General features: G+C 31.1%; 16 protein-coding genes, 3 tRNA genes and 11 pseudogenes. 29 read left to right on the plus strand and 1 reads right to left on the minus strand.

Going from position 1 to position 21,537, the window contains the following annotated elements; all coding sequences use genetic code 11:
• The first annotated feature begins 344 nt into the window (after positions 1 to 344).
• The 6 genes from PL321_RS09095 (at position 345) to PL321_RS09120 (ending at position 3,524) form a co-directional block, all read left to right on the plus strand.
• A complete protein-coding gene (locus PL321_RS09095) occupies positions 345 to 680 on the plus strand; it encodes a hypothetical protein (RefSeq protein ID WP_273964251.1) in 336 nt (111 codons plus the stop codon).
• 156 nt (positions 681 to 836) lie between these two features.
• Positions 837 to 912: transfer RNA gene (locus PL321_RS09100), tRNA-Pro, on the plus strand.
• Positions 913 to 1,019: 107 nt separating this feature from the next.
• A tRNA-Pro gene (locus PL321_RS09105) sits at positions 1,020 to 1,095 on the plus strand.
• Positions 1,096 to 1,228: 133 nt separating this feature from the next.
• Positions 1,229 to 1,495 carry a hypothetical protein gene (locus PL321_RS09110; protein WP_273964252.1) on the plus strand — a complete coding sequence of 89 codons (267 nt, stop codon included), beginning with the start codon at positions 1,229 to 1,231 and terminating at the stop codon, positions 1,493 to 1,495.
• A 297-nt stretch (positions 1,496 to 1,792) separates the two neighbouring features.
• Positions 1,793 to 3,184: a transposase gene (locus PL321_RS09115; protein ID WP_273964253.1), complete on the plus strand. Its 1,392-nt coding sequence runs from the start codon at positions 1,793 to 1,795 to the stop codon at positions 3,182 to 3,184.
• Between the two features lie 264 nt (positions 3,185 to 3,448).
• Positions 3,449 to 3,524, plus strand: a tRNA-Pro gene (locus PL321_RS09120).
• Between the two features lie 54 nt (positions 3,525 to 3,578).
• Here the strand turns inward: PL321_RS09120 and murC are convergent.
• Positions 3,579 to 4,953 (minus strand): annotated as a pseudogene (murC, locus tag PL321_RS09125) (UDP-N-acetylmuramate--L-alanine ligase).
• A gap of 212 nt (positions 4,954 to 5,165) precedes the next feature.
• Between murC and purR the strand changes: the two are divergent.
• From purR to mazG, 23 genes and pseudogenes are all read left to right on the plus strand, one after another.
• A pseudogene (gene purR / locus PL321_RS09130) lies at positions 5,166 to 5,975 on the plus strand (pur operon repressor).
• Between the two features lie 89 nt (positions 5,976 to 6,064).
• Positions 6,065 to 6,345, plus strand: a pseudogene (gene spoVG / locus PL321_RS09135) (septation regulator SpoVG).
• Between the two features lie 199 nt (positions 6,346 to 6,544).
• Positions 6,545 to 6,922: an NTP transferase domain-containing protein gene (locus PL321_RS09140; RefSeq protein ID WP_273964499.1), complete on the plus strand. Its 378-nt coding sequence runs from the start codon at positions 6,545 to 6,547 to the stop codon at positions 6,920 to 6,922.
• Positions 6,889 to 7,869, plus strand: a pseudogene (gene glmU, locus PL321_RS09145) (bifunctional UDP-N-acetylglucosamine diphosphorylase/glucosamine-1-phosphate N-acetyltransferase GlmU); the annotation flags it as partial. The gene PL321_RS09140 and the pseudogene glmU, both read left to right, overlap by 34 nt.
• A gap of 16 nt (positions 7,870 to 7,885) precedes the next feature.
• Positions 7,886 to 8,838: pseudogene (locus PL321_RS09150) on the plus strand (ribose-phosphate diphosphokinase).
• Between the two features lie 143 nt (positions 8,839 to 8,981).
• The gene (locus PL321_RS09155) at positions 8,982 to 9,659 is read left to right on the plus strand and encodes a response regulator transcription factor (protein WP_443110703.1); all 678 of its coding nucleotides are present in this window, start codon (positions 8,982 to 8,984) and stop codon (positions 9,657 to 9,659) included.
• Positions 9,660 to 9,743: 84 nt separating this feature from the next.
• Entirely contained in the window at positions 9,744 to 10,139 is a 396-nt protein-coding gene (locus PL321_RS09160) for a hypothetical protein (RefSeq protein WP_273964255.1), read from the plus strand.
• A gap of 61 nt (positions 10,140 to 10,200) precedes the next feature.
• Positions 10,201 to 11,067, plus strand: coding sequence for a HAMP domain-containing sensor histidine kinase (locus PL321_RS09165; RefSeq protein ID WP_273964256.1), 867 nt, complete (start codon positions 10,201 to 10,203; stop codon positions 11,065 to 11,067).
• A gap of 74 nt (positions 11,068 to 11,141) precedes the next feature.
• Positions 11,142 to 11,315, plus strand: coding sequence for a hypothetical protein (locus PL321_RS09170; protein ID WP_273964257.1), 174 nt, complete (start codon positions 11,142 to 11,144; stop codon positions 11,313 to 11,315).
• Between the two features lie 200 nt (positions 11,316 to 11,515).
• Entirely contained in the window at positions 11,516 to 12,265 is a 750-nt protein-coding gene (locus PL321_RS09175; RefSeq protein WP_273964501.1) for a S1C family serine protease, read from the plus strand.
• A gap of 122 nt (positions 12,266 to 12,387) precedes the next feature.
• Positions 12,388 to 12,956, plus strand: a pseudogene (gene pth / locus PL321_RS09180) (aminoacyl-tRNA hydrolase).
• A gap of 388 nt (positions 12,957 to 13,344) precedes the next feature.
• Positions 13,345 to 13,583, plus strand: a pseudogene (locus PL321_RS09185) (hypothetical protein); the annotation flags it as partial.
• A gap of 90 nt (positions 13,584 to 13,673) precedes the next feature.
• Complete coding sequence (locus PL321_RS09190) at positions 13,674 to 14,048, plus strand: hypothetical protein (protein WP_273964720.1); 375 nt, start codon at positions 13,674 to 13,676, stop codon at positions 14,046 to 14,048.
• 164 nt (positions 14,049 to 14,212) lie between these two features.
• Positions 14,213 to 16,457, plus strand: a pseudogene (gene mfd, locus PL321_RS21265) (transcription-repair coupling factor); the annotation flags it as partial.
• A 63-nt stretch (positions 16,458 to 16,520) separates the two neighbouring features.
• Positions 16,521 to 16,712: a SurA N-terminal domain-containing protein gene (locus tag PL321_RS09220; RefSeq protein ID WP_273964262.1), complete on the plus strand. Its 192-nt coding sequence runs from the start codon at positions 16,521 to 16,523 to the stop codon at positions 16,710 to 16,712.
• On the plus strand, positions 16,696 to 16,881 hold the full coding sequence (locus PL321_RS09225) for a hypothetical protein (protein ID WP_273964263.1): 186 nt from the start codon (positions 16,696 to 16,698) through the stop codon (positions 16,879 to 16,881). The genes PL321_RS09220 and PL321_RS09225 overlap by 17 nt, the downstream gene beginning before the upstream one ends.
• Positions 16,882 to 16,928: 47 nt before the next feature.
• Entirely contained in the window at positions 16,929 to 17,126 is a 198-nt protein-coding gene (locus PL321_RS09230; protein WP_273964264.1) for a hypothetical protein, read from the plus strand.
• A 49-nt stretch (positions 17,127 to 17,175) separates the two neighbouring features.
• A pseudogene (locus PL321_RS09235) lies at positions 17,176 to 17,493 on the plus strand (peptidylprolyl isomerase); the annotation flags it as partial.
• A gap of 99 nt (positions 17,494 to 17,592) precedes the next feature.
• Positions 17,593 to 17,745, plus strand: a complete 153-nt coding sequence (locus PL321_RS09240) for a hypothetical protein (RefSeq protein WP_273964265.1) — start codon at positions 17,593 to 17,595, stop codon at positions 17,743 to 17,745.
• Positions 17,746 to 17,871: 126 nt separating this feature from the next.
• Positions 17,872 to 18,421, plus strand: a pseudogene (gene spoVT, locus PL321_RS09245) (stage V sporulation protein T).
• 173 nt (positions 18,422 to 18,594) lie between these two features.
• Complete coding sequence (locus PL321_RS09250) at positions 18,595 to 19,104, plus strand: oligosaccharide flippase family protein (protein WP_273964504.1); 510 nt, start codon at positions 18,595 to 18,597, stop codon at positions 19,102 to 19,104.
• A 65-nt stretch (positions 19,105 to 19,169) separates the two neighbouring features.
• Positions 19,170 to 20,021 (plus strand): polysaccharide biosynthesis C-terminal domain-containing protein, encoded by an 852-nt coding sequence (locus tag PL321_RS09255; RefSeq protein ID WP_273964266.1) that lies wholly within the window; start codon positions 19,170 to 19,172, stop codon positions 20,019 to 20,021.
• 4 nt (positions 20,022 to 20,025) lie between these two features.
• Positions 20,026 to 21,523: pseudogene (mazG, locus tag PL321_RS09260) on the plus strand (nucleoside triphosphate pyrophosphohydrolase).
• The last annotated feature ends 14 nt before the right edge of the window (positions 21,524 to 21,537 follow it).

Here is a 21,537-nt window from a genome sequence, read left to right on the forward strand (position 1 = left end):
CTAACTTTAACAAGTGCTTTAAAGGGAATATATTCATCTAATCTAAGAAAAAAGAAATAAAGGCGTCCTTTGGTATGTAAAAATTGGATTTTAAAGCTATTCCAGCTTCCAGATATATCAACAGTATACAGCTTACAATTATCAAAGAAGGTTCTTTTTCGTTATTATATATAACAGTAGGATAGAGTATTTCAGATTCAAGGCTTGCTCTTTTATATTTTCTTCTTTCTTCCCCATTATATCTCCTCCTTATAGCTATTATACTAAAATTTAACTAAAATAAACATATTTATTTTACATTAATATTTATAAGTTGCAAAAATATATTAAAAGGAGGTGTGTTTATGTTACAGGCTGACTATATGCAAAGACTTTTATTAATCGCATTGGCTAACATAGGTATAGTTATTGTGACATTCTTTATATTTTCATTTATATTTTCAGGAGAATGGAGACATAAGATTTGGGAAAAATATATTAGTTCCTTTGCAAAATTTGTTGTATATATATTTATTGTAAGTCTTATTATTAATATTATAACTGCTTGGGCTGTATATGCATTGCAACTTGACAGATATATAAACGTAATAGTTCCTATGGTTCAGTCCATAATAATAGGGTTTGTGGCTGCGTGTGTTCCAAGACGTGGTGTTGAATATAAAAGATATAGTGAAAAGTAAATTATGTATTTAAAAGGCAGAAGTCCGAAGAATTTCATATATGTGGCTTCTGCCATCTATATACAATAGATTTGTTTGGGTAAAAATTTGAGTTTAATATAAAAACAAAAAGTAGTTGCAATATATAAAAATAGATGTTATAATTGTATTTGTCTTCGGGGTGTGGCGCAGATGGGAGCGCGCGTGGTTTGGGACCATGAGGTCGCAGGTTCAATCCCTGTCACCCCGACCAAAAGGACTGCAAAATGCAGTCCTTTTTATTATCTTTTATAGAATTTTATACTATATTTTCATTATTATTACAAAGTGGTATAATTAGTATGTACTTTAAAAATATTTCGGGGTGTAGCACAGGTGGTAGTGCGTATGGTTCGGGACCATAAGGTCGCAGGTTCAAATCCTGTCGCCTCGACCAAAAAATAATCCCCTGATGGGGATTATTTTTTGCTGTTTCTAAATTTGGTATTTTATTTTTTACTTGTTTATCTATAAGGTCACAAGCGTGTCCCATAGGACATATTTGACACCAACTTCTTGGCTTAAATATTATGCCTATTATAATACCTACAAGTAATGAAAGGGACATAAATCTAAATAGAGCAAATCCAACTTTGTTTATGTTACCCTTTGTGTGTATCATTGCAAAGGTAAGCATTGAAATCATAAGTGTAAGTAATATGTTTTTAGCAGTTTTGCTTCTTAATGGAGCTGGAAGTGTGTTGTTTAATGAAATATACTTTAAAAATTTACCTAATAGGGACCCCCTGGGACAGTACTTAGAACAGTGTATCTTACCTCTACCTCTTAAAGCGTGATACATAGGAGCAGTCATACATACTATACCAAACAAACCAAATATAGGTTTTATAGCTGCTACTAATATAAATGTAACAAGTATAATCCAAGACCAATTTTGGTGGCTTTTCTTGCTCATTTAAGTCACCTCCATAAATATTTTACTAGCCTTGAGCATAACTCAAAGACCTTGATTTTACTAGCCCGATAGGACCAAATTTTTTATCACTCAAATTTATGTCATAGGATTTCCTCTCTTTTGTCGAATTATACTATATAACCACACATAATACAAAAACAATAAGGAGGAAATCTCTATGTACCAACGTCAAGAAATATTTAATATAATTGAACTTTTTACTTCTCAAAAACTTATCAATTTTTATACTAAAATCTTTGATAGTCTTGATTTATCTATATTACCCGATAGGATTCCTTCTAAATATGGTCCTAATGGCTATTCTCGCCATGCTCTTTTTAGAGCCTTTATTGTTATGAAATGTGAGAAGTTCGGCAAAATTACTGACCTAAAAGATTTTCTAGAAAATAATCTAATCATTGCTCAGCTTTGTGGTTTTAATATTCTTAAGCCTTTGCCTTCATACTCAGTTTTTCAGAGATTTATTAAAAATTTATCTAACTCTTATCTTAAGGAAATCATGAAAAATCAAGTTAATATTCTTAAAGAACTAGGATTTATTGACAACAACTTTATATCAGTTGATGCAACGCCTGTTAAAGCTAACACTAAATTTAATAATCCTAAATGCTTCGCAAATAACAAGTTTTCTAAAAATAACCCGCCTTCTTCTGATAAAGATTGTAAATTAGGTGTTCATACTGCTAATAACTCTATGAATGTTCAAGTTTCAGAAGATAAACCTAATAATTCAAAGAAAAAATATGAATTCTACTGGGGATACAAAAATCATGTTATTTGTGATGCTATCTCTGGTCTTCCCATTGCTGAATTTACTACAACCGCTGATGTCAATGAAATTTCTAACTTTACAGAAATCCTATCTGATACAAATGAGTGGTTCCCACTCAAAGGTAGTTATATTATTGCTGATAAAGGCTATGATTCAAAGCAAAATCATGACTTTATTCGTAATACCCTTAAAGGTCATGCTTTCATTGCATTAAATAAACGTGGAAGAAAGCCTAAAGACTTAACATCCACAGGTAATGTAATATGCGATGCTGGATTAGCAATGCATAAAGATGGCAAACAATATTTTGATTCCTATATTAAACAAAAGTTTTGCTGTCCTTTTAGAACTTCTAAAGATGATTCTTTATGTCCATGTAACCACGAAAAATTCTTTAACGGTAAGAAAAACAGAGGTTGTGTAAAATACATAAGTATTGGCACTGATTATAGATCTTCCATAAATCGTGATTCTATATTTTTCAAGAAAATATACAGTCTTAGAACTGAATCTGAAAGATACAATTCTAGATGGAAGAATCTAAATACTGAGCAAGCTTATGTTAAAAATATTAACTCTGTTGCTAATCTAAATACAATCGGACATATTTGTCTTTTAACTATTGCAATTGCTGCTATAAAATCTGGCTGTGTTGATAAATACAAATCCCTATCGGGATTAAAAGGACAGCTTAAACTAAGTTATATCAAAATTTTTAAGCATCAATTTCACCAAGGGGATAGTCTACCCTTTTTTGTTTCTTTCATTTCAATTTAAATTCCATTTTTGATAGTTAAGCTACGCTTAATAAAAATTGTAATAATTTAACTTTTGTTGTTTTATTTTTTATTTAATTATGCTCATATCTAATTTTACATAAAAGAATATACCCTGTAGGGGTATAAATGTCAATACCATAACATAAAGTTGTACAATTTAGAAAATTAAATATATCTGAGTTTTAAGAAAATAACAACTTTAAAATATTTTATTTAACCTCTTGTCAAATTAAAAGAAATAATATATAATAAATTTTGTCTTCGGGGTGTGGCGCAGATGGGAGCGCGCGTGGTTTGGGACCATGAGGTCGCAGGTTCAATCCCTGTCACCCCGACCAGAAGGACTGCAAAATGCAGTCCTTTTTATTATTTTTTATAAAATATAGCTCAACTTACAGTTGAGCTAAGAATTCCTCTCCAATTTTATAAACATCTCCAGCACCCATTGTTATTACAACATCACCCTCAGATAGATTTTCATCAATATACTTAACTATCTCTTCAAAGTCCTTCATATAAACCACATCAACACCATTTTTTTCTACAGCATCTGCTAACATTTTTGAATTAACAACTCCTAAATCCTTTTCACGTGCAGCATATATATCAGTTAATATTAGTTTATCAACTCCGTTAAAGGACTTTGAAAATTCATCAAATAATGTTAAAGTCCTTGTATAAGTATGGGGTTGAAATATGCAATACAGTTTTTTATGTGGATAGTTCTGAGCAGCCTGTATAGTAGCTTTAATTTCAGTAGGATGATGGGCATAATCGTCAATAACAGTTACACCATTTTTAACTCCTTTTTCTCAAAACGCCTGTGAGTACCTGTAAATTCTTGAAGACTATCCTTAATTATTTCAAAGTCAATTCCAAGTGATAGTGTACAACATATTGCAGCAAGTGAATTTAGTATATTATGCTTACCAGGTACGTTTAGGATTATTCTTCCTAAAATTTCGTTGTTTTTAACTACATCGAATTCAGCACATCCTCTTTCGTTGTAATTAATATTCTTTGCTCTTATTGTCCCTTCGTTTATTCCATAGGATAAAGTTTGTACATCAGATGCGTCTAATAACTGCTTTACTCTGTTGTCTTCCGCATATCCAATTAGAACACCATTTTTTCTATATTTTTGAGAACTTTACAAAGGTTTGATTAATTTCTTCTATGTCTTTATAATAGTCAAGATGATCGGCATCTATGTTTAGTATAATTCCTATCTTAGGATAGAATTGAAGGAAGCTTCCTTTATATTCACAGGCCTCTGTTATAAAGTATTCGCTATTTCCAATTCTTAAGTTTCCTCCAATTGCATCAAGTTCGCCACCTATCATTATAGTAGGGTCAAGTTGTGCTCTATAGAGAATTAATGAAATCATTGAGGTTGTTGTAGTTTTTCCGTGGGTTCCAGATACTGCGATACTGTTTTTATATTTTTTCATAACAAGACCTAAAAATTCGGCTCTATCCATAGTAGGTATATTTCTTTTATTGCCTCTTGTAATTCGGGATTGTCTTTTGGATGGCTGCAGTATATACTACAAGTTGCTGGTCAGTAATGTTTTCTGCAGAATGACCGATGTATATAGTTGCACCTTTACTTTTTAATTTTTCAGTAAGTTTTGAAGAACTCCTATCGGAACCTGAAACTATGCACCCTTGGTTTAGCATAATTTCGGCTAAAGCACTCATACTAATTCCACCGATTCCTATAAAGTGAATTTTATTGATTTGTTCATCTACTAATTTTACCATAATATCACTCCTGAAAATATTTATTATGATTATTGACAAAATGATTATAACATAATACAAGTATAGAATGAATTATTATAATTTATTGAAATAATTTTTTAAATAATCTACAATTAACTTAAAACATATTATTTCAAAATAACCTAATTTAAAATATATGAATAAAAAGATGAAACAATGACAAAAATATAAAAGAATGGATGGGAAGTGGTAATTTGGATAAATTGCAAAGGAAAGAGAGAGTAGCAGCTATAATAAAAATATTATCAGATAACCCTAATAAGGTATTAAGTTTAGGGTACTTTTCAGATTTTTGGGTCAGCACGTTCAACATTAAGTGAAGATATTTCCCTTGCAAAGAAGGTGGTTGAATATTTAGGGTGTGGTAAAATAGAAACAATTTCTGGTGCAGCAGGTGGGGTAAAATATATACCAGGGTTAAGTGAAGAATTAAAAAATGAGTTTCTCAATGATCTGTGTGAAAAGTTAAGTTCTCCAGATAGAATAATTAAGGGTGGATATATATATATGAATGATATTGTATTTTCACCCGATATATCTTCTAAAGTAGGAACAATACTTGCAGGTTATTTTATTGATAAAAATGTTGACTATGTAATAACTGTTGAAACAAAGGGGATCCCAATTGCACTTATGACAGCAAATGCATTAAACAAACCTCTTGTTATTGCAAGACGCGAAGTTGGAGTTACTGAGGGTTCCTCTGTTAGTATAAACTATGTCACTGGCTCGTCTAAAAAGATACAAAGAATGAGTTTAGGTAAAAGAGCATTAAAGAAGGGAAGTAGATGCATTTTTATTGACGATTTTATGAAGGCGGGAGGAACAGCTAACGGAATTGTAGAACTTCTTAAGGAATTTGATTGTGAGCTTGTAGGTATTGGAGTTTTAGTAGAAGCCTCTGCAGACAAAAACTTGTAACAGATTATATTTCTTTGTTGACGTTAGATATGGTGGATGAAGAAAACGGGAATATAAATATTTATCCAACTAAAAATAATTAAAAAATTCAAAAAATATTATTTATTTTAGCAGGATTTTTATAAAAAATGTAGAATACTATTAATTAAGCAACTTGGAAGGTGGTGAATTTATGAAGGTTACTGATGTAAGAGTAAGAAAGATTACAAACGAAGGGAAGATGAAGGCAATTGTTTCAGTAACATTCGACAATGAACTTGTAGTTCACGACATCAAGGTTATTGAAGGACAAAATGGACTTTTATTGCTATGCCAAGCAGAAAGACTCCAGACGGACAATTTAAGGACATAGCACATCCAATCAATTCAGAGACAAGGGAAAAGATTCAGCAAGCAATTTTAGCAGAGTACGAGAAGGCTAAGGATAGTGTAGAAAACGCAGAAGAACAATAATAAAGGGAAGCAATTAGCTTCCTTTTTATTTTTAGAAAATTATTAATATTACTCATTCTTGCTTTTTGAGCTATTTTAATTGAATAAATTTAGTATTTAGACTATAATAAAATAGGTATTAGAATTAAATATTTAAGGATGAGGTGCTATTATGAGTAACTGTTATGGTTTGATATTAGCAGCAGGCGAAGGCAAAAGAATGAAATCTAATTTGCCTAAAGTACTTCATAAGGTTTGTGGAAAACCTATGTTATTTCACGTTATTGATGCCCTAAAGGGTGCAGATGTAGATGATTTTATAGTTGTTATAGGACATAAATCAGATGTAGTTAGAGCAAGTCTTAACCAAAACATCAAAACGGCGTATCAGGATAGACAACTTGGAACAGGACACGCGGTTATGTGCTGCAGTGAGTTTTTAAAGGATAAAGAAGGAACGGTTATAGTTCTTGCAGGTGATGCACCTTTAATTACTGCAGAGACCATAAAAATGTCTTTGATTTTCACAAAAACGGTGGCTACAAGGTTACTGTACTTACAGGTGATGTTGACAATCCAGCAGGTTTTGGAAGAATAATTAGAGATGAAAAAGGGAATATTGAAAAAATAGTTGAGCATAAAGATGCTAATGAAGAAGAATTAAAAGTAAAAGAAGTAAATTCGGGAATATATTGCTTTGATATAAAATTATTATTAGATTCACTAAATAAGTTAGATAATAATAATGCACAAGGGGAATATTATTTAACAGATGTTATAGAAATATTAAAGAGACAGGGATATAATGTAGGGGCATATAAAGTTGATTTTACAGAGTTTATGGGAGTAAACTCAAGGGTTCAACTTGCAGAAGCAAGTGAAGTTATGAGAAAAAGAATAGTAAAAAAGCTAATGGATGAGGGAGTTACTATTATAGATCCAAATTGTACATATATTGATTCAGAGGTTAAGATAGGTAAAGATACAATTATATATCCTAATTGTGTAATAGAAGGAAATACTGAAATAGGAGAGGAATGTATAATAGGTCCTAATTCGAGAATAGTAAATTCTAAAATACATAATGGTGTTGAGGTTCAAAGTTCAGTTGTTTTAGATAGTACCGTTCACGACAATACATCCGTTGGACCCTTTGCATATATAAGACCTGAAAGTGAAATAGGAAAAAATGTTAAAATAGGAGATTTTGTAGAGATTAAAAAGTCTAAGATAGGTGATGATACTAAGGTATCACACTTAACATACATTGGAGATGCAGAAGTAGGTAAGGGATGCAACTTTGGCTGTGGAACAGTTGTAGTAAATTATGATGGAACAAACAAACATAAAACTGTTGTAAAGGACAATGCTTTTATTGGCTGCAATACTAACTTAGTAGCTCCTGTTACAGTTGAAGAAAATGCTTATATTGCTGCTGGCTCAACTATAACAGAAGATGTACCAAGTGGGGCACTTGCAATTGCAAGAGCAAGACAGGTGAATAAGGAAGGCTGGCTTGATAAGAAGGGTATTTGGAAAAAATAGCATAGGAGGCGTTTTTATGATTACACACGGTAAAAATATCAAAATATTTACTGGAAATTCTCATCCTGAACTGGCTAAGGAAATAGCAGATATTGTTGGTGTAAGCGTAGGAAATTCAAATGTTGGAAGGTTTAGCGATGGAGAGATATCAGTAGATATTAACGAAACTGTTAGAGGAGCAGATGTATTTGTTGTTCAATCAACTTGTGCTCCAGTAAATGACAATTTAATGGAACTTTTAATAATGATGGATGCCTTCAAAGGGCTTCTGCTGGAAGAATAACGGCTGTTATTCCTTACTACGGATATGCAAGACAAGATAGAAAAGCAAAGGCAAGAGATCCAATTACAGCAAAGCTTGTGGCAGACCTATTAACTGCTGCGGGTGCAGACAGAGTTCTAACTATGGATTTACACGCAGCACAAATACAAGGATACTTCAATATTCCTGTTGATCACCTTCTTGGTGTACCAATACTTTCAAAGTATTTCCAAGAGTTTAATCTAAATGAAGATGAAGTAGTAGTGGTTTCACCTGATTTAGGTAGTGTAACAAGAGCCAGAAAATTTGCAGATAGGTTACACGCTCCTATTGCTATAATAGATAAAAGAAGACCAAAGGCAAATGTTTCAGAAATAATGAATGTAATTGGAGATGTTAAGGGTAAGGTAGCAATACTGGTTGACGATATGATAGATACTGCAGGTACAATTACTAATGCAGCAAATGCACTTGCTGATTTAGGGGCAAAGGAAGTATACGCTTGCTGTACTCACGCTGTACTTTCAGGACCTGCTGTAGAAAGAATTAAAAATTCAGCAATAAAGGAACTTGTAGTATTAAATACAATTCCTTTAACTCAAGATAAGATGCTTGATAATATTAAGGTATTATCAGTTGCTCCTGTTTTTGCAGAGGCTATAAAGAGAATATATGAAGATTTATCTGTAAGTAAGATATTTGAATAAAAGGGATGGCAAGCTGCCATCCCTTTTTATAATAAAAAATTTTTAATAATGTGTGAATTTAATTTATCTAATGTTGTATAGGCTTGTAAATAATAAACAAAGATGCGAAAATATTAATAAGAATTATTAATGGAGGGATGTTTATGGTAGAGTCAAAAATACTGGTTGTTGATGATGATATTAATATATGTGAATTAATAGAAGTATATTTAATGAAAGAAGGATACAAGGTGTATAAAGCAAATGATGGAGAGTCTGCACTTAAGATTTTTAAAGAAAAACAGGTAGATTTGATTTTGCTTGATATAATGATGCCTAAAATGGATGGATATTCAGTTTTAAAGGAAATAAGAAGAGAATCTCAAATTCCAGTTATAATGCTTACTGCAAAGGGAGAAACCTTTGATAAGGTTTTGGGACTTGAACTTGGTGCAGATGATTATATGGTAAAACCCTTTGAACCTAAGGAACTTGTAGCAAGAATAAGAGCTGTTTTAAGAAGGTATAAACCGCTAAGTCAAAAGAGGGTTATAGAATATACTGATTTAGTTATTGATCCTGATTCTTATATAGTAATGTATAAGGGAAACAAAATTGAAATGCCTCCTAAAGAATTTGATCTTTTGTATTTTTTAGCATCTAATCCAAATAAAGTATATACAAGAGACCAACTTTTATATGAGGTATGGGGGTATGACTATCCTGGTGATTCAAGGACAGTAGATGTTCACGTTAAGAGAGTTAGAGAAAAATTAATGGAAAATGAAGAGTGGCAAATTAAAACTGTATGGGGCGTTGGATATAAATTTGAGGTGAAATGATACTATGAAGAAAAGTTTGTTTACTAAATTGATTTCAGCATATCTTGTTATACTTGTTATTTCTTACAGTTTGGTTGCTGTTTTTTGTCCTATTGGTTTTATAAATACTACTATAATCAAAACACTACCTTACTTCTTAATCAAGGTTATATAATAAATAAATCTATAAATGACTATTTAACCAGAAAAATATCTAAAGATAAGATGCTTACACAAATTAGACTTATGGATGAAATGAGTAATACAAGAATATTAATCGTAGATAAGTATGGTTTTATATATGCCTATTCTTCAAATGAAATGAAGGATTTTATGGGAAAACAAATAACAGATATTGAGTTACAGGAAGTATTGGATGGAGATATAGTCATTAAAAGTGGAGGATTTAAACAAATATTTTCAAAGCCTATGCTTATGGTAGGTATGCCTATAATTGTAGCAGATCAGGTGCAAAGTGCTGTTTTTTATACACACCTTTAAATGAAGTAAAAAACACATTAAAAACGGTTTATTTCGTTATATGGATGTCTGCATTTTTGCAATGTTTATTTCGGCTATAATAATATACTATTTTTCTGAAAAGATACTTATTAGACCTTTAAATAAGATAAATAGTACTGCGAAAAGTATTGCAAAGGGAGAATTCGATAAAAGAGTTGAGTTAGAATCAGATGATGAGATTGGTGATTTAGCAAATTCATTTAATTATATGGCGGATTCTCTGCAAAGTCTTGAGGATATGAGAAGAAGTTTTATTGCAAACATATCCCACGAACTTAGATCCCCTATGACCTCAATTAACGGGTTTATTACGGGTATAATTGACGGAACAATACCTAAGGAGAAATGGATTTATTATCTAAATATAGTACACGATGAAATTAAAAGGCTTATGAGGCTTATAAACGATATTTTAGACTTAGCGAGATTGGAATCTGGTGAGTTTTCTATTAATATAGGTGTATTTGATCTAAATGAGCTGATAAGACAGAGGGTTATTAAATTTGAGGATAAGATTAACAGACGAGGTATTGAGGTTAATGTAAAGCTTATAGAAAAGAAACTTAAGGTCAAGGGAGACAGAGATAGAATAGATCAGGTATTAACAAATTTAATAGACAATGCTATAAAATTTGTGGAGGATAAAGGACTGATAGAAATAAAAACAGAAATTAAGGAAAGAAAGGTTATAGTTCATATTTATAATAATGGGCCTGCAATTCCAAAGGAAGAAATAAAATATATATGGGATAGATTTCATAAGGTTGATAAGGCAAGATCAAAGGGTGGAGGAACTGGACTTGGACTTTCAATAGTGAGGCAGATAATTAATCAACACGGTGAAACAATATGGGTTGAATCAGGTGATTTTGGAACAAGATTTTCATTTACATTAAGTTTGGTTTAATTTTTTATATTTTTCAATTTTTATTCATATTTTGTTTAAATGTTGACAGTATAATCGAGTTAGGAGGTGTGGTTATGGATTATAATAATGGTTCTTGGCAAAGTGGAGTAAAGTTTGTTGAAGAAAAAAGATCTAAAAAAATATTAAGATTTTTAGCACTTGTTTTTATAGTATTCTTTTCTGCAGGTATAGGAGGAATTATTGGGGGATACTATGTAAAAAGAATTACACAGAAACACCACTTTTAACTAATCCATTAAATACAAAGCAAGAAGTAGTCACTAATATACCTAAAAACTCAATAACAAAGGTAGCAGAGGTTGTAGGACCTGCTGTTGTTGGAATAACAAATAATGTTACAACCTTTACAGGTAGAACGGTAAAACAGGGAACAGGTTCAGGAATAATATTTGATAAATCTGGATATATTGTAACAAATCAACACGTTATAGACGGAGCAACTGAAGTGTATGTCACTCTTGCAGGAGGAAAGAAACTTCCAGCAAGAGTCATAGGTTCAGATTATAGAACAGACCTTGCTGTTTTGAAGATAGAAGCACAAAACTTACCTGTTGCAAAGTTTGGAGACAGTTCTAAGGTGAGGGTTGGAGATATAGCAGTTGCTATAGGAAATCCATTAGGAGAAGAATTCTCAGGTTCTGTTACTGCGGGAGTTATAAGTGCTGTAAATAGAAAGATGACTGTAGATGGAAGAACTTATAAAGTTATTCAAACAGATGCATCAATAAACCCTGGCAATAGTGGAGGAGCTCTTTGCAATGAAGCAGGTGAAGTTATCGGTATAAATAGTTTAAAGATTAGTAGTGCAGAGGGAATGGGATTTGCGATATCTATAAATGAAGCAAAGCCAATAATAGAGTCACTTATGAAGAATGGGTATGTTTCAAGACCATTTATTGGTATTTACTATGAATTTATAGATGAAGAGATTGCAAGTGAATATAATGTTCCAGTTGGAGTGAATATTAGAGGGGTTGAAAGAGGAAGTGGTGCAGAAGAAGCGGGAATAAGACCTGGAGATATTATAGTGAAATTTGATGGAGTAGATTTAAATAAAATGGAAGATTTATCAGAAGCACTTGAAAAACATAAGGTAGGAGATATAGTATCTGCAAGGATATGGAGAGATGGTAAATATATAGATGTAAAAATAAAATTAGGTGAAAAAACTAAATAGTATAAAATCATTTAAATAAAGTGCCAGTTGTTGGCACTTTATTTTTATATAGTGGATTGTCTAACACATTTTAAAACATTATGGTATAATAAAGCACAGAAATAATTGCAAGGAGGATTAAGATGAAACTAATAGTTGGACTTGGAAATCCGGGAAGAGAGTATGAAAATACAAGGCATAATATAGGTTTTGATGTTATAGATTATATTGCTGACTTAGTTGGAGCAAATGTGAACAAGATAAAATTTAAGGGTCTTATGGGTGAGTTTATTTTAAATGGGGAAAAGGTTTTGCTTCTAAAACCTTCTACATTTATGAATTTAAGTGGTGAAAGCGTTAGAGAAGCAAAGGATTTTTATAAAATTGATGATAAAGATATAATAGTAGTATACGATGATATAGCAATTGATGTAGGTAGAATTAGAATAAGACCATCTGGAAGTGATGGAGGACATAATGGAATAAAAATATAATTTATCAGTTATCCAGTGATAAATTTAGTAGAGTAAGGGTTGGAGTTGGAGCACCTAAGGGTGACTTGGTTTCTCACGTTTTGGGTAAATTTACAAATGATGAAAGAAAGATAATTGATGAAGTTATAAAGGTATCGGCAGAGGCTGTTTTGGAGATAATTAAAAATGGGGTACAAAGTGCAATGAATAAGTATAACGGATATAGTGCTATAAAATAGGGGGTGTTTTTTGAGGTTTGAGGGGATAAAAGGGTATTTGAATCAGAGGAAAGCTATAGGCAACTTTTGAAAAATGTTAAGGAAGAAAACTTTATATGTCAAACCTATGGGCTTTCTGAGACTCAGAAGGCCTTTGTGTCCTTTTGTCTTTTGAGGATATAAAGGGGCATTTTTATATATAGCACACAATGAAATAGAGGCAAGAAAGATATTTGAAGACCTAAGTACATTTACAGATAAAGTTGCCTATTTTCCATCAAAGGAAGCGGCAATTAATGTGGATGTTACTTCCTCTGAGATAAAGCAGGAAAGAATAAGAACAATATTTAAGATATTTGAGAATAAAGATTTAATTGTTGTTACTTCTATAGATTCTATATTTTATAAGATGATACCCAAGAAAGTAATTAAAGAGAGTAGGATAATATTAAAGAAGGGGGATATAGTAGAACCTATAGATTTAACTAAAAATCTATATGATTTAGGTTATGAAAGAGTTGAAGTTGTAGAGGGTCCAGGGCAGTTTGTACAAAGAGGAGGAATAATTGATATTTTTCCTCTGAATGAAAATGCACCCTATAGAGTTGAGTTTTTGATGATGAAGTAGATACTATTAGAAAATTTGATATAGAAACTCAAAGAAGTCTTGATTATGAGGAACTTATAACAATATTACCTGCAAGAGAGATTATTATAAGAAGTCAAGATGTTAATAAATTGACAAATGCAATTCACTCAGAATACGAAAAGATTTATAAAAATTATAAGAAAAATAAAGATGCTCAGGATAGATTAAAACAAAAGTATAATTCTATTTTAGATGGAATATCTAATTTTAGATATTTTGAAGGAATTGAAAGTTTTATTACTACAATTTATGAGGATTCAGAAAACTTCTTAGATTATTTTAGTAATCCAATAATGCTTTTAGATGAAACTGCAAGGCTTATTACAAGAATTAAGTCCTTTGAAGAAGAATTTAGAGAAATATTTAAGTCAATGATGGAAAAGGGAGAAGTGCTTCCTATACAGGCAAATTGGGTTTATCATTCAGATTATTTGTTAGATATTATAAATAAAAAAGATGCATAGGTTTTAATTTGCTACCAAGAAGTATTCAGGATATAAATGTACGAGCTGTTGTAAATTTCAATACCGTTGTTAGTAACATAACATCAGTTAATTTAGAGTATTTTATTGATGAACTTAAAAATAGAATTCAGAAAAACTATTATGTTTTAATATTAGCAGGAACGAGGGCAAAGGCTGAAAGGTTAACAAAAGGATTAAGGGAAGAAGGAATAGAAGCAGAATATGTTGAAGAAGTTAAGGAGATAGTACCAAGAAAAATATATGTAACATATGGTAGCATAAAGAATGGGATAGAGTTTTTGAATGTAAACTTACTATGTTGTCAGAAAGGGAAGTTTATAAGACAAATAAGGAAAGAAAAAACAATTTAATAAGAAATCAAGAAAAATAAAAAGTTTTACTGATTTAAAGGTTGGGGATTATGTTGTTCACGCAAACCACGGTATAGGAATTTTTACGGGAATTAAGGAGCTTGTAATTGAAGGAATTAAACGAGATTATTTAGTTCTTAAATATCAAGGTGAAGATACATTATATGTACCTGTTGAACAGTTGGACTTAGTTCAAAAGTATATAGGGGATGAGGATAATCCTCCTAAGATTAATAAGTTAGGTACATCTGAATGGACAAAAACAAAGAAAAAGGTTAAAGAGTCTCTAAGAGAGGTTGCAAAGGAACTTGTAGCATTATATGCAGTTAGGAACTCAGTTGAAGGTTATGCCTTTTCTAAGGATACACCTTGGCAAAAACAGTTTGAAGATGAATTCCCTACAATGAAACAGAAGATCAACTTGTGGCAATTGAAGAAATAAAGAGAGATATGGAAAGCAAAACCTATGGATAGGCTTTTGTGCGGAGATGTTGGATATGGAAAAACCGAGGTTGCAATGCGAGCTGCATTTAAAGCGGTTATGGATGGTAAACAGGTAGCAGTTCTCGTACCTACTACAATACTTGCTCAGCAACATTATAATAATTTTAAACAGAGATTTTCAGACTTTCCAGTAAATATTGATATGATAAGTAGGTTTAGAACTAAGGAAGAACAAAAAGAACTTTAAAGGAACTTGCAGCAGGAAATATAGATATTATCATAGGAACTCATAGGATTTTACAAAAGGATGTAAAGTTTAAGGATTTAGGACTTCTTATTGTAGATGAAGAACAGCGATTTGGAGTTTCACATAAAGAAAAAATAAAACTTTTGAAGAAGAATATAGATGTATTAACCCTAACAGCGACCCCTATTCCAAGAACTTTACATATGTCTTTAATTGGTGTTAGAGATATAAGTGTTATAGAAACGCCGCCTGAAGAGAGGTACCCTGTTCAAACCTATGTTTTAGAATATAATGAGTTTATTATACGTGATGCTATTTTAAGGGAAATGTCAAGGGGAGGACAAGTATTTTTGTATACAATAGAGTTGATACAATAAAGGAGATGCAGTCGTATCTACAAAGATTAGTTGAGGGGCTAAAGTCCTTATAGCACACGGTCAAATGGATGAAGATGAATTAGAACAGGTGATACTCGACTTTGTATCGGGAGAAGCGGATATACTATTGTGTACTACTATAATAGAAACAGGAATAGATATGCCTAATGTTAATACTTTAATAGTATATGATGCAGATAGAATGGGATTGTCACAACTTTATCAATTAAGAGGAAGAGTTGGGAGATCCAATCGACTTGCCTATGCTTATTTTACCTATAGAAAGGATAAGATTTTAACAGAAGTTGCAGAAAAGAGACTTAAGGCTATTAAGGAATTTACGGAGTTTGGCTCTGGTTTTAAAATAGCTATGAGAGATTTAGAAATAAGAGGAGCAGGTAATTTGCTTGGAACAAGGCAACACGGACATATGATGGCGGTTGGATATGATTTATATTGTAAACTTCTTGAGGAAGCAGTTAAGGAAGTTAAAGGAGAAATTACTGATGAGGTTGAGACAAGTATAGATATTTTAGTAAATGCCCATATACCAGATGATTATATTAAAGATGAAAGGGTTAAAATAGAGGTTTATAAAAAGATTGCCGCAATATCATCATTAGAGGATAAGCAAGATGTTGAAGATGAACTTATTGATAGATTTTCTGATATACCAAAGCCTGTAGAAAATTTAATTATGATTTCCTATATAAAGTCTATTGCACAAAACCTTAAGATTACAAACATTAAACAGGTGCAAAAGGATGTTTTTGTACATTTTAAAGATGCAAAATATATAGATTATGAGAAGCTAAAGCAGTTAAATTCTAAATTTAATAATATAGTATCCTATGGAAGCTTAAAGGAACCTATTTTAAAGATTAGGTTTAGTAAATATTCAAATACACAACTATTGATAGTAATTAAGGACTTGTTGGAAGAATTGAAAAATTTGCATAATGAAAAATGATATTGTATAATAGATATTGATTTTAAAAAGGGAGAGGATGAAGGTGAAAATAGCTAAAAAGTAATGGCATTAGCATTATCAACTGTAGTTTTATTTAGTTTAGCATCTTGTGAACTTATTACTAAAACTGAAGAGGGGAAGATGAAGGAGGCTGTAGCAAAGGTAAATGGGTATACAATAACAAGAAGTGAATTTTTAAAGAGATTTGAAACTGAAAAGGCTAAAATGGAAAATCTATATGGAAAAGATTTTTGAAAAGAAGGAAAATGAAGTTTATGTAAATCAAATAAAACAGAATTTAATAGATAATATGATAAATGAAGTTTTACTTGTAAAGAGAGCAGAAGAGCTAAAAATTGTTCCTGATGAAAAGACACTTCAGGATGAAATAAATAAAAAAATAGAAGAGGGAAAAAGAATTTAGGTGGGGAAGATAAGTTTAATGACGCGTTAAAAAATTTAAAAATTACGTTGGAGGAATACAAGGGTTACCTTAAGAATGGAATAATTATTGATAAGTTATATGATCATTTAGCAAAGGATGTAAAGGTAACTGAGGATGAAATAAAAAAGTATTACAATGAAAATATTTATGACTATACAGAAAAACCAAATAAAATGAACGTTTCTCATATATTAGTTAAGACAGAAGAAGAGGCAAAAAAGTAAAGGCAGAATTAGATGCTGGAGCAAAGTTTGAGGATTTAGCAAAAAATATAGCCAAGACCCTGGCTCAAAGGATAAAGGTGGTAACTTAGGTGACATCTATTATAATGATAAAAATTATGACAAAGATTTTATGACAAATGCTATTGCATTACCAGAAGGAAAGGTTAGTGCACCAGTTAAAACACAATTTGGTTATCATATAATAAAAATAAATAAAAAAGAGGAATATAAACAATTGCCTCTTGAAAATGTAAAGGCTGATATTGAAAAGACGTTGCTTGAAGATAAAAAAGCAAAAGCCTTTCAAGATGAACTTAAGACTTTAAAAGAAAAGGCAAAGATTAAGATTTATGAAGAAAGATTATAAAAGGATGGGGAAAATTCCCTGTCCTTTTTAAATTTAATCATTGAATAAAAATATATTATGATGTATAATTATACTAAACAATTATATGGAGGTATATATATGAAATTACGTAGTGAAGAAATGAATCTTAGAGATATAGATAGAAGTTTGCAACGATATATGAAATTAGATTGTAGATATTGTGGTTATAGGAATAGAGCATCGGGTGGGGAAATGCAATGTAAAAAATGTATGATTAATAATACGAAATAAAGAGAGGAAAATTTTAACCTCTCTTTTATATTTTTGTAAATTTACTTATTTATTTACTAATTTTAAGGTATAATTTTTATTTTTTGTAGAGATTATTAATAAGAAGATAAAAAAGGAGGGATTTATTTGAAGGCTACAGGAATAGTTCGTAGAATTGATGATTTGGGAAGAGTTGTAATACCAAAAGAAATAAGAAGAACTTTAAGAATAAGAGAAGGAGATCCACTTGAAATATTTACAGACAGAGAAGGAGGAATAATATTAAAAAATATTCTCCTATAAATGAACTTAGTGATTTTGCTAAGGAATATGCAGAGGCACTGCATCAATCAATTGGTCACCCTGTTATTATTTGTGATAGAGATAGCGTTGTTGCTGTAGCTGGTACTGCTAAAAAGAATACCTTGATAAAAGGGTAAGCGATGAACTTGAAAAGGTATTTGAAGAAAGAAAAATTTTTGTTTTTACAGGTAAAGAAGGGAATGCAGTTCCTATTATTCCTGAAGAAGAGAAAATGGAGTATAAGGCACAAATAATTGCACCAATAATTGCTGAGGGAGATGCAGTAGGTGCTGTTGTAATTATGTCAAAGGAAGCTAATGTAACTTTTGGTGAATTAGAAAGAAAGTTAGCAGAAACAGCTTCAACCTTCTTAGGAAAACAAATGGAACAATAATGGAATACATACCTCCTAATTCTAATATTTTATTAAGAGAAGGAATTAGGAGGTTTTTTATGACCAAAAAAGTATTATAAAAGGTACTTTAGTTTTAATTATTTCAGGATTTATAGCAAAGTTTTTAGGACTTTTTTTAGATTGCCTATTATTTATATGATAGGTGAAGAGGGATAGGCCTTTATCAGCTTACATACCCAATTTATACGTTTTTGCTTGGACTTGCTGCAGGTATACCCGTCGCTATATCTAAAATGATATCAGAGAGAGCAGCCCTATCAAAATATGAAGATTGTAGAAGAATTTATAGGGCATCGATGCTTGTTATGTTTTTTATTGGTGGAATTTCTTCGCTTTTATTGATTGTTTTTGCAAAGGAATTAATAAACTATTTTTCTTGGAGCAAGGAGGCCTATTATTCTATTTTGGGTATTTCCTTTGCACCTCTATTTACTTGTTTATTATCTGTTTATAGGGGATATTTTCAAGGTTTTCAGAATATGAATCCATCTGGTGTATCTCAATTAGTAGAACAGATTGGAAGAGTAGTTGTAGGTGTAGGGTTAACCTATTTGCTATTACCTTATGGAATAGGTGTTGCAGCAGGAGGAGCAGCCTTTGGTGCTACCTTTGGAGCTTTTATAGCCTTAATTTTTTTGATGATTTTATATAAAAATCTGTAAAAGTAAATAAATATACGGATAAAGCTTTTTCATCCTATAGAAGCATTATTAAAGAATTAGTATTTTTGGCAATACCAATATCCTTAGCACACGCCTTAGGTTCTATAATGTCATTAATTGATTCGTTGACTGTTCCTAAATTGTTAAAGATGTCGGGTTATACAGAAAGTATAGCAACTGCACTTTATGGACAACTTACAGGAAAAGCATTTGTGTTAATAAACGTTCCCTTAACTATGGCAATGGCTTTATCTCAAAGTACTGTTCCAGCAATTTCTGAGGTATATACTTTGAATAATAAAAGTTTATTGAAAAAGAATATGGAAATGTGTTTTAAATTAGCTTCCATTTTAGCATTTCCCTGTGCAGCAGGTTTATATACTTTAGCACGACCTATATTTTATTTTGTATTTCAGGGTATGGACGATGGATGGGAACTTCTTCAGATATTATCTATAGCAGTTATATTTATAATATTTTCACAGGTTGCAACAAGTATAATTAATGGTATTGGAAAAACGTTTATACCTCTGATATCAATGATAATTGGAAGTATAGTTAAAGTTTTTATATCCTATCAGTTGATTTCTATATCAAATATTAACATTAAAGGAGCTGCGTATGGAACTTTAATTTCTTATGTTATAATATCCTTTATAAATATTTATTTTGTATTCAAATATACTAAAACAAGAATAAACCTATTTAAAAGCATTATATCTCCAATAGTTTGCTCAATTACTATGATTTTCATAGTTGTTATTGCATATACAAGGTTTTATGAATATACTTTAAGTATAAATATATCAACAATATTGTCGATATTATGTGGAGCATTTGTATATTTAATTCTTTTATTAATTACAAGAACGATAAGTATTAAGGATGTATTAGACTTGCAAAAGAAAAAGAGGTGATATATTGATTACTATTGTAGGTTTAGGACCTGGTTCCTTTGAGGATTTAACTATGAAAAGCATAAAACTAATGAAAGATGCTAAAAGGTTATATTTAAGGACGGAAAAACACCCAAATGTTGAAGAAATCAGGAAAATGGGTATAAAATTTGATACATTTGATAAATACTATGATGAGAGTGAGGATTTTGAAGAGGTATATAAAAAGATAGCAAGGGATATTGTTGATATTGAAGATGTAGTTTATGCAGTTCCAGGTCACCCTTTGGTTGCGGAAAGATCTGTTCAGCTAATAATAGAATATGCAAAGGAAAAAAATATAACTGTGGAGATAATACCTGCTTTAAGCTTTATTGATGCAATTATAAATACATTAAAAATTGATCCAGCTAATGGATTAAAGATAATAGACGCACTGGATATTGAAAACCAAAGGCCTGACAAAAGGGTAGGGAATATAATTACTCAGGTTTATAGTAGGTTAGTTGCATCGGAACTGAAGATAAAGCTTATGGATTATTATGATGATGAGTATGAAATTTATGTAATTAGAGCAGCAGGAGTAGAAGGGCTTGAAAAAGTAGAGAAAATTCCTCTTTATATGTTAGATAGGATTAGTTGGATTGATTATCTGACAAGTGTTTACATACCAAGGGTTGATGAGGAGGGTAAAAGGACTTTTATGATTTGTTAGATATAATGGAAAGATTAAGAGGAGACGACGGCTGCCCTTGGGATAGAGAACAAACCCACGAGAGTCTTAAAAATATTTAATTGAAGAGGCCTATGAGGTACTTGATGCTATAGATAAGGATGATATGGATGAACTCTGTGAAGAATTAGGAGATGTACTTTTACAGGTAGTATTTCACAGCCAAATAGCAAAGGAGTTTGGTGAGTTTAATATATATGATGTAGTAAATGGAATATGTCAAAAATGATTAAAAGGCATCCACACGTTTTCTCAGAGACAGTAGTAAATTCTGTAGAGGATGTGCTTGATAATTGGCAAGAAATCAAAAAGAAGGAGAAAAATATTGATAGTTATACAAAGGAAATGCAAAGAATTGCAAAGGCTATGCCGAGTTTGATAAGAAGCTATAAAGTTCAAGAAAAGGCTAAAGAAGTTGGCTTTGATTGGGATGATGTATCTGAGGCTATAAAAAAGTAGAAGAAGAATATAAAGAGGTATTAGAAGCTATAAAAATTGGAGATAATAATAAAATAGAGGAAGAGATAGGAGATTTAGTGTTTGCAGTAGTAAATGTAGCAAGATTTTGTAATATTAACCCTGAGATAGCCTTGACAAAAACGATAGAAAAGTTTATAACAAGATTTGAGTACATTGAAAAAAGGCTGAAGAATTAGGGAAGAATTTGAAAGATATGACATTAGAAGAGATGGATAAGATTTGGGATGAGTCAAAAACATATAAATTATTGAAAAAATCTTATATTAAAAGAAGGATTTTTCAATTTATGAAGAATAAATTAATTAGCTAAGTTTTATTTTAATA

The sequence above is a fragment of the Caloramator sp. mosi_1 genome (assembly GCF_028622835.1).
Lineage (GTDB): Bacteria > Bacillota > Clostridia > Clostridiales > Caloramatoraceae > Thermobrachium.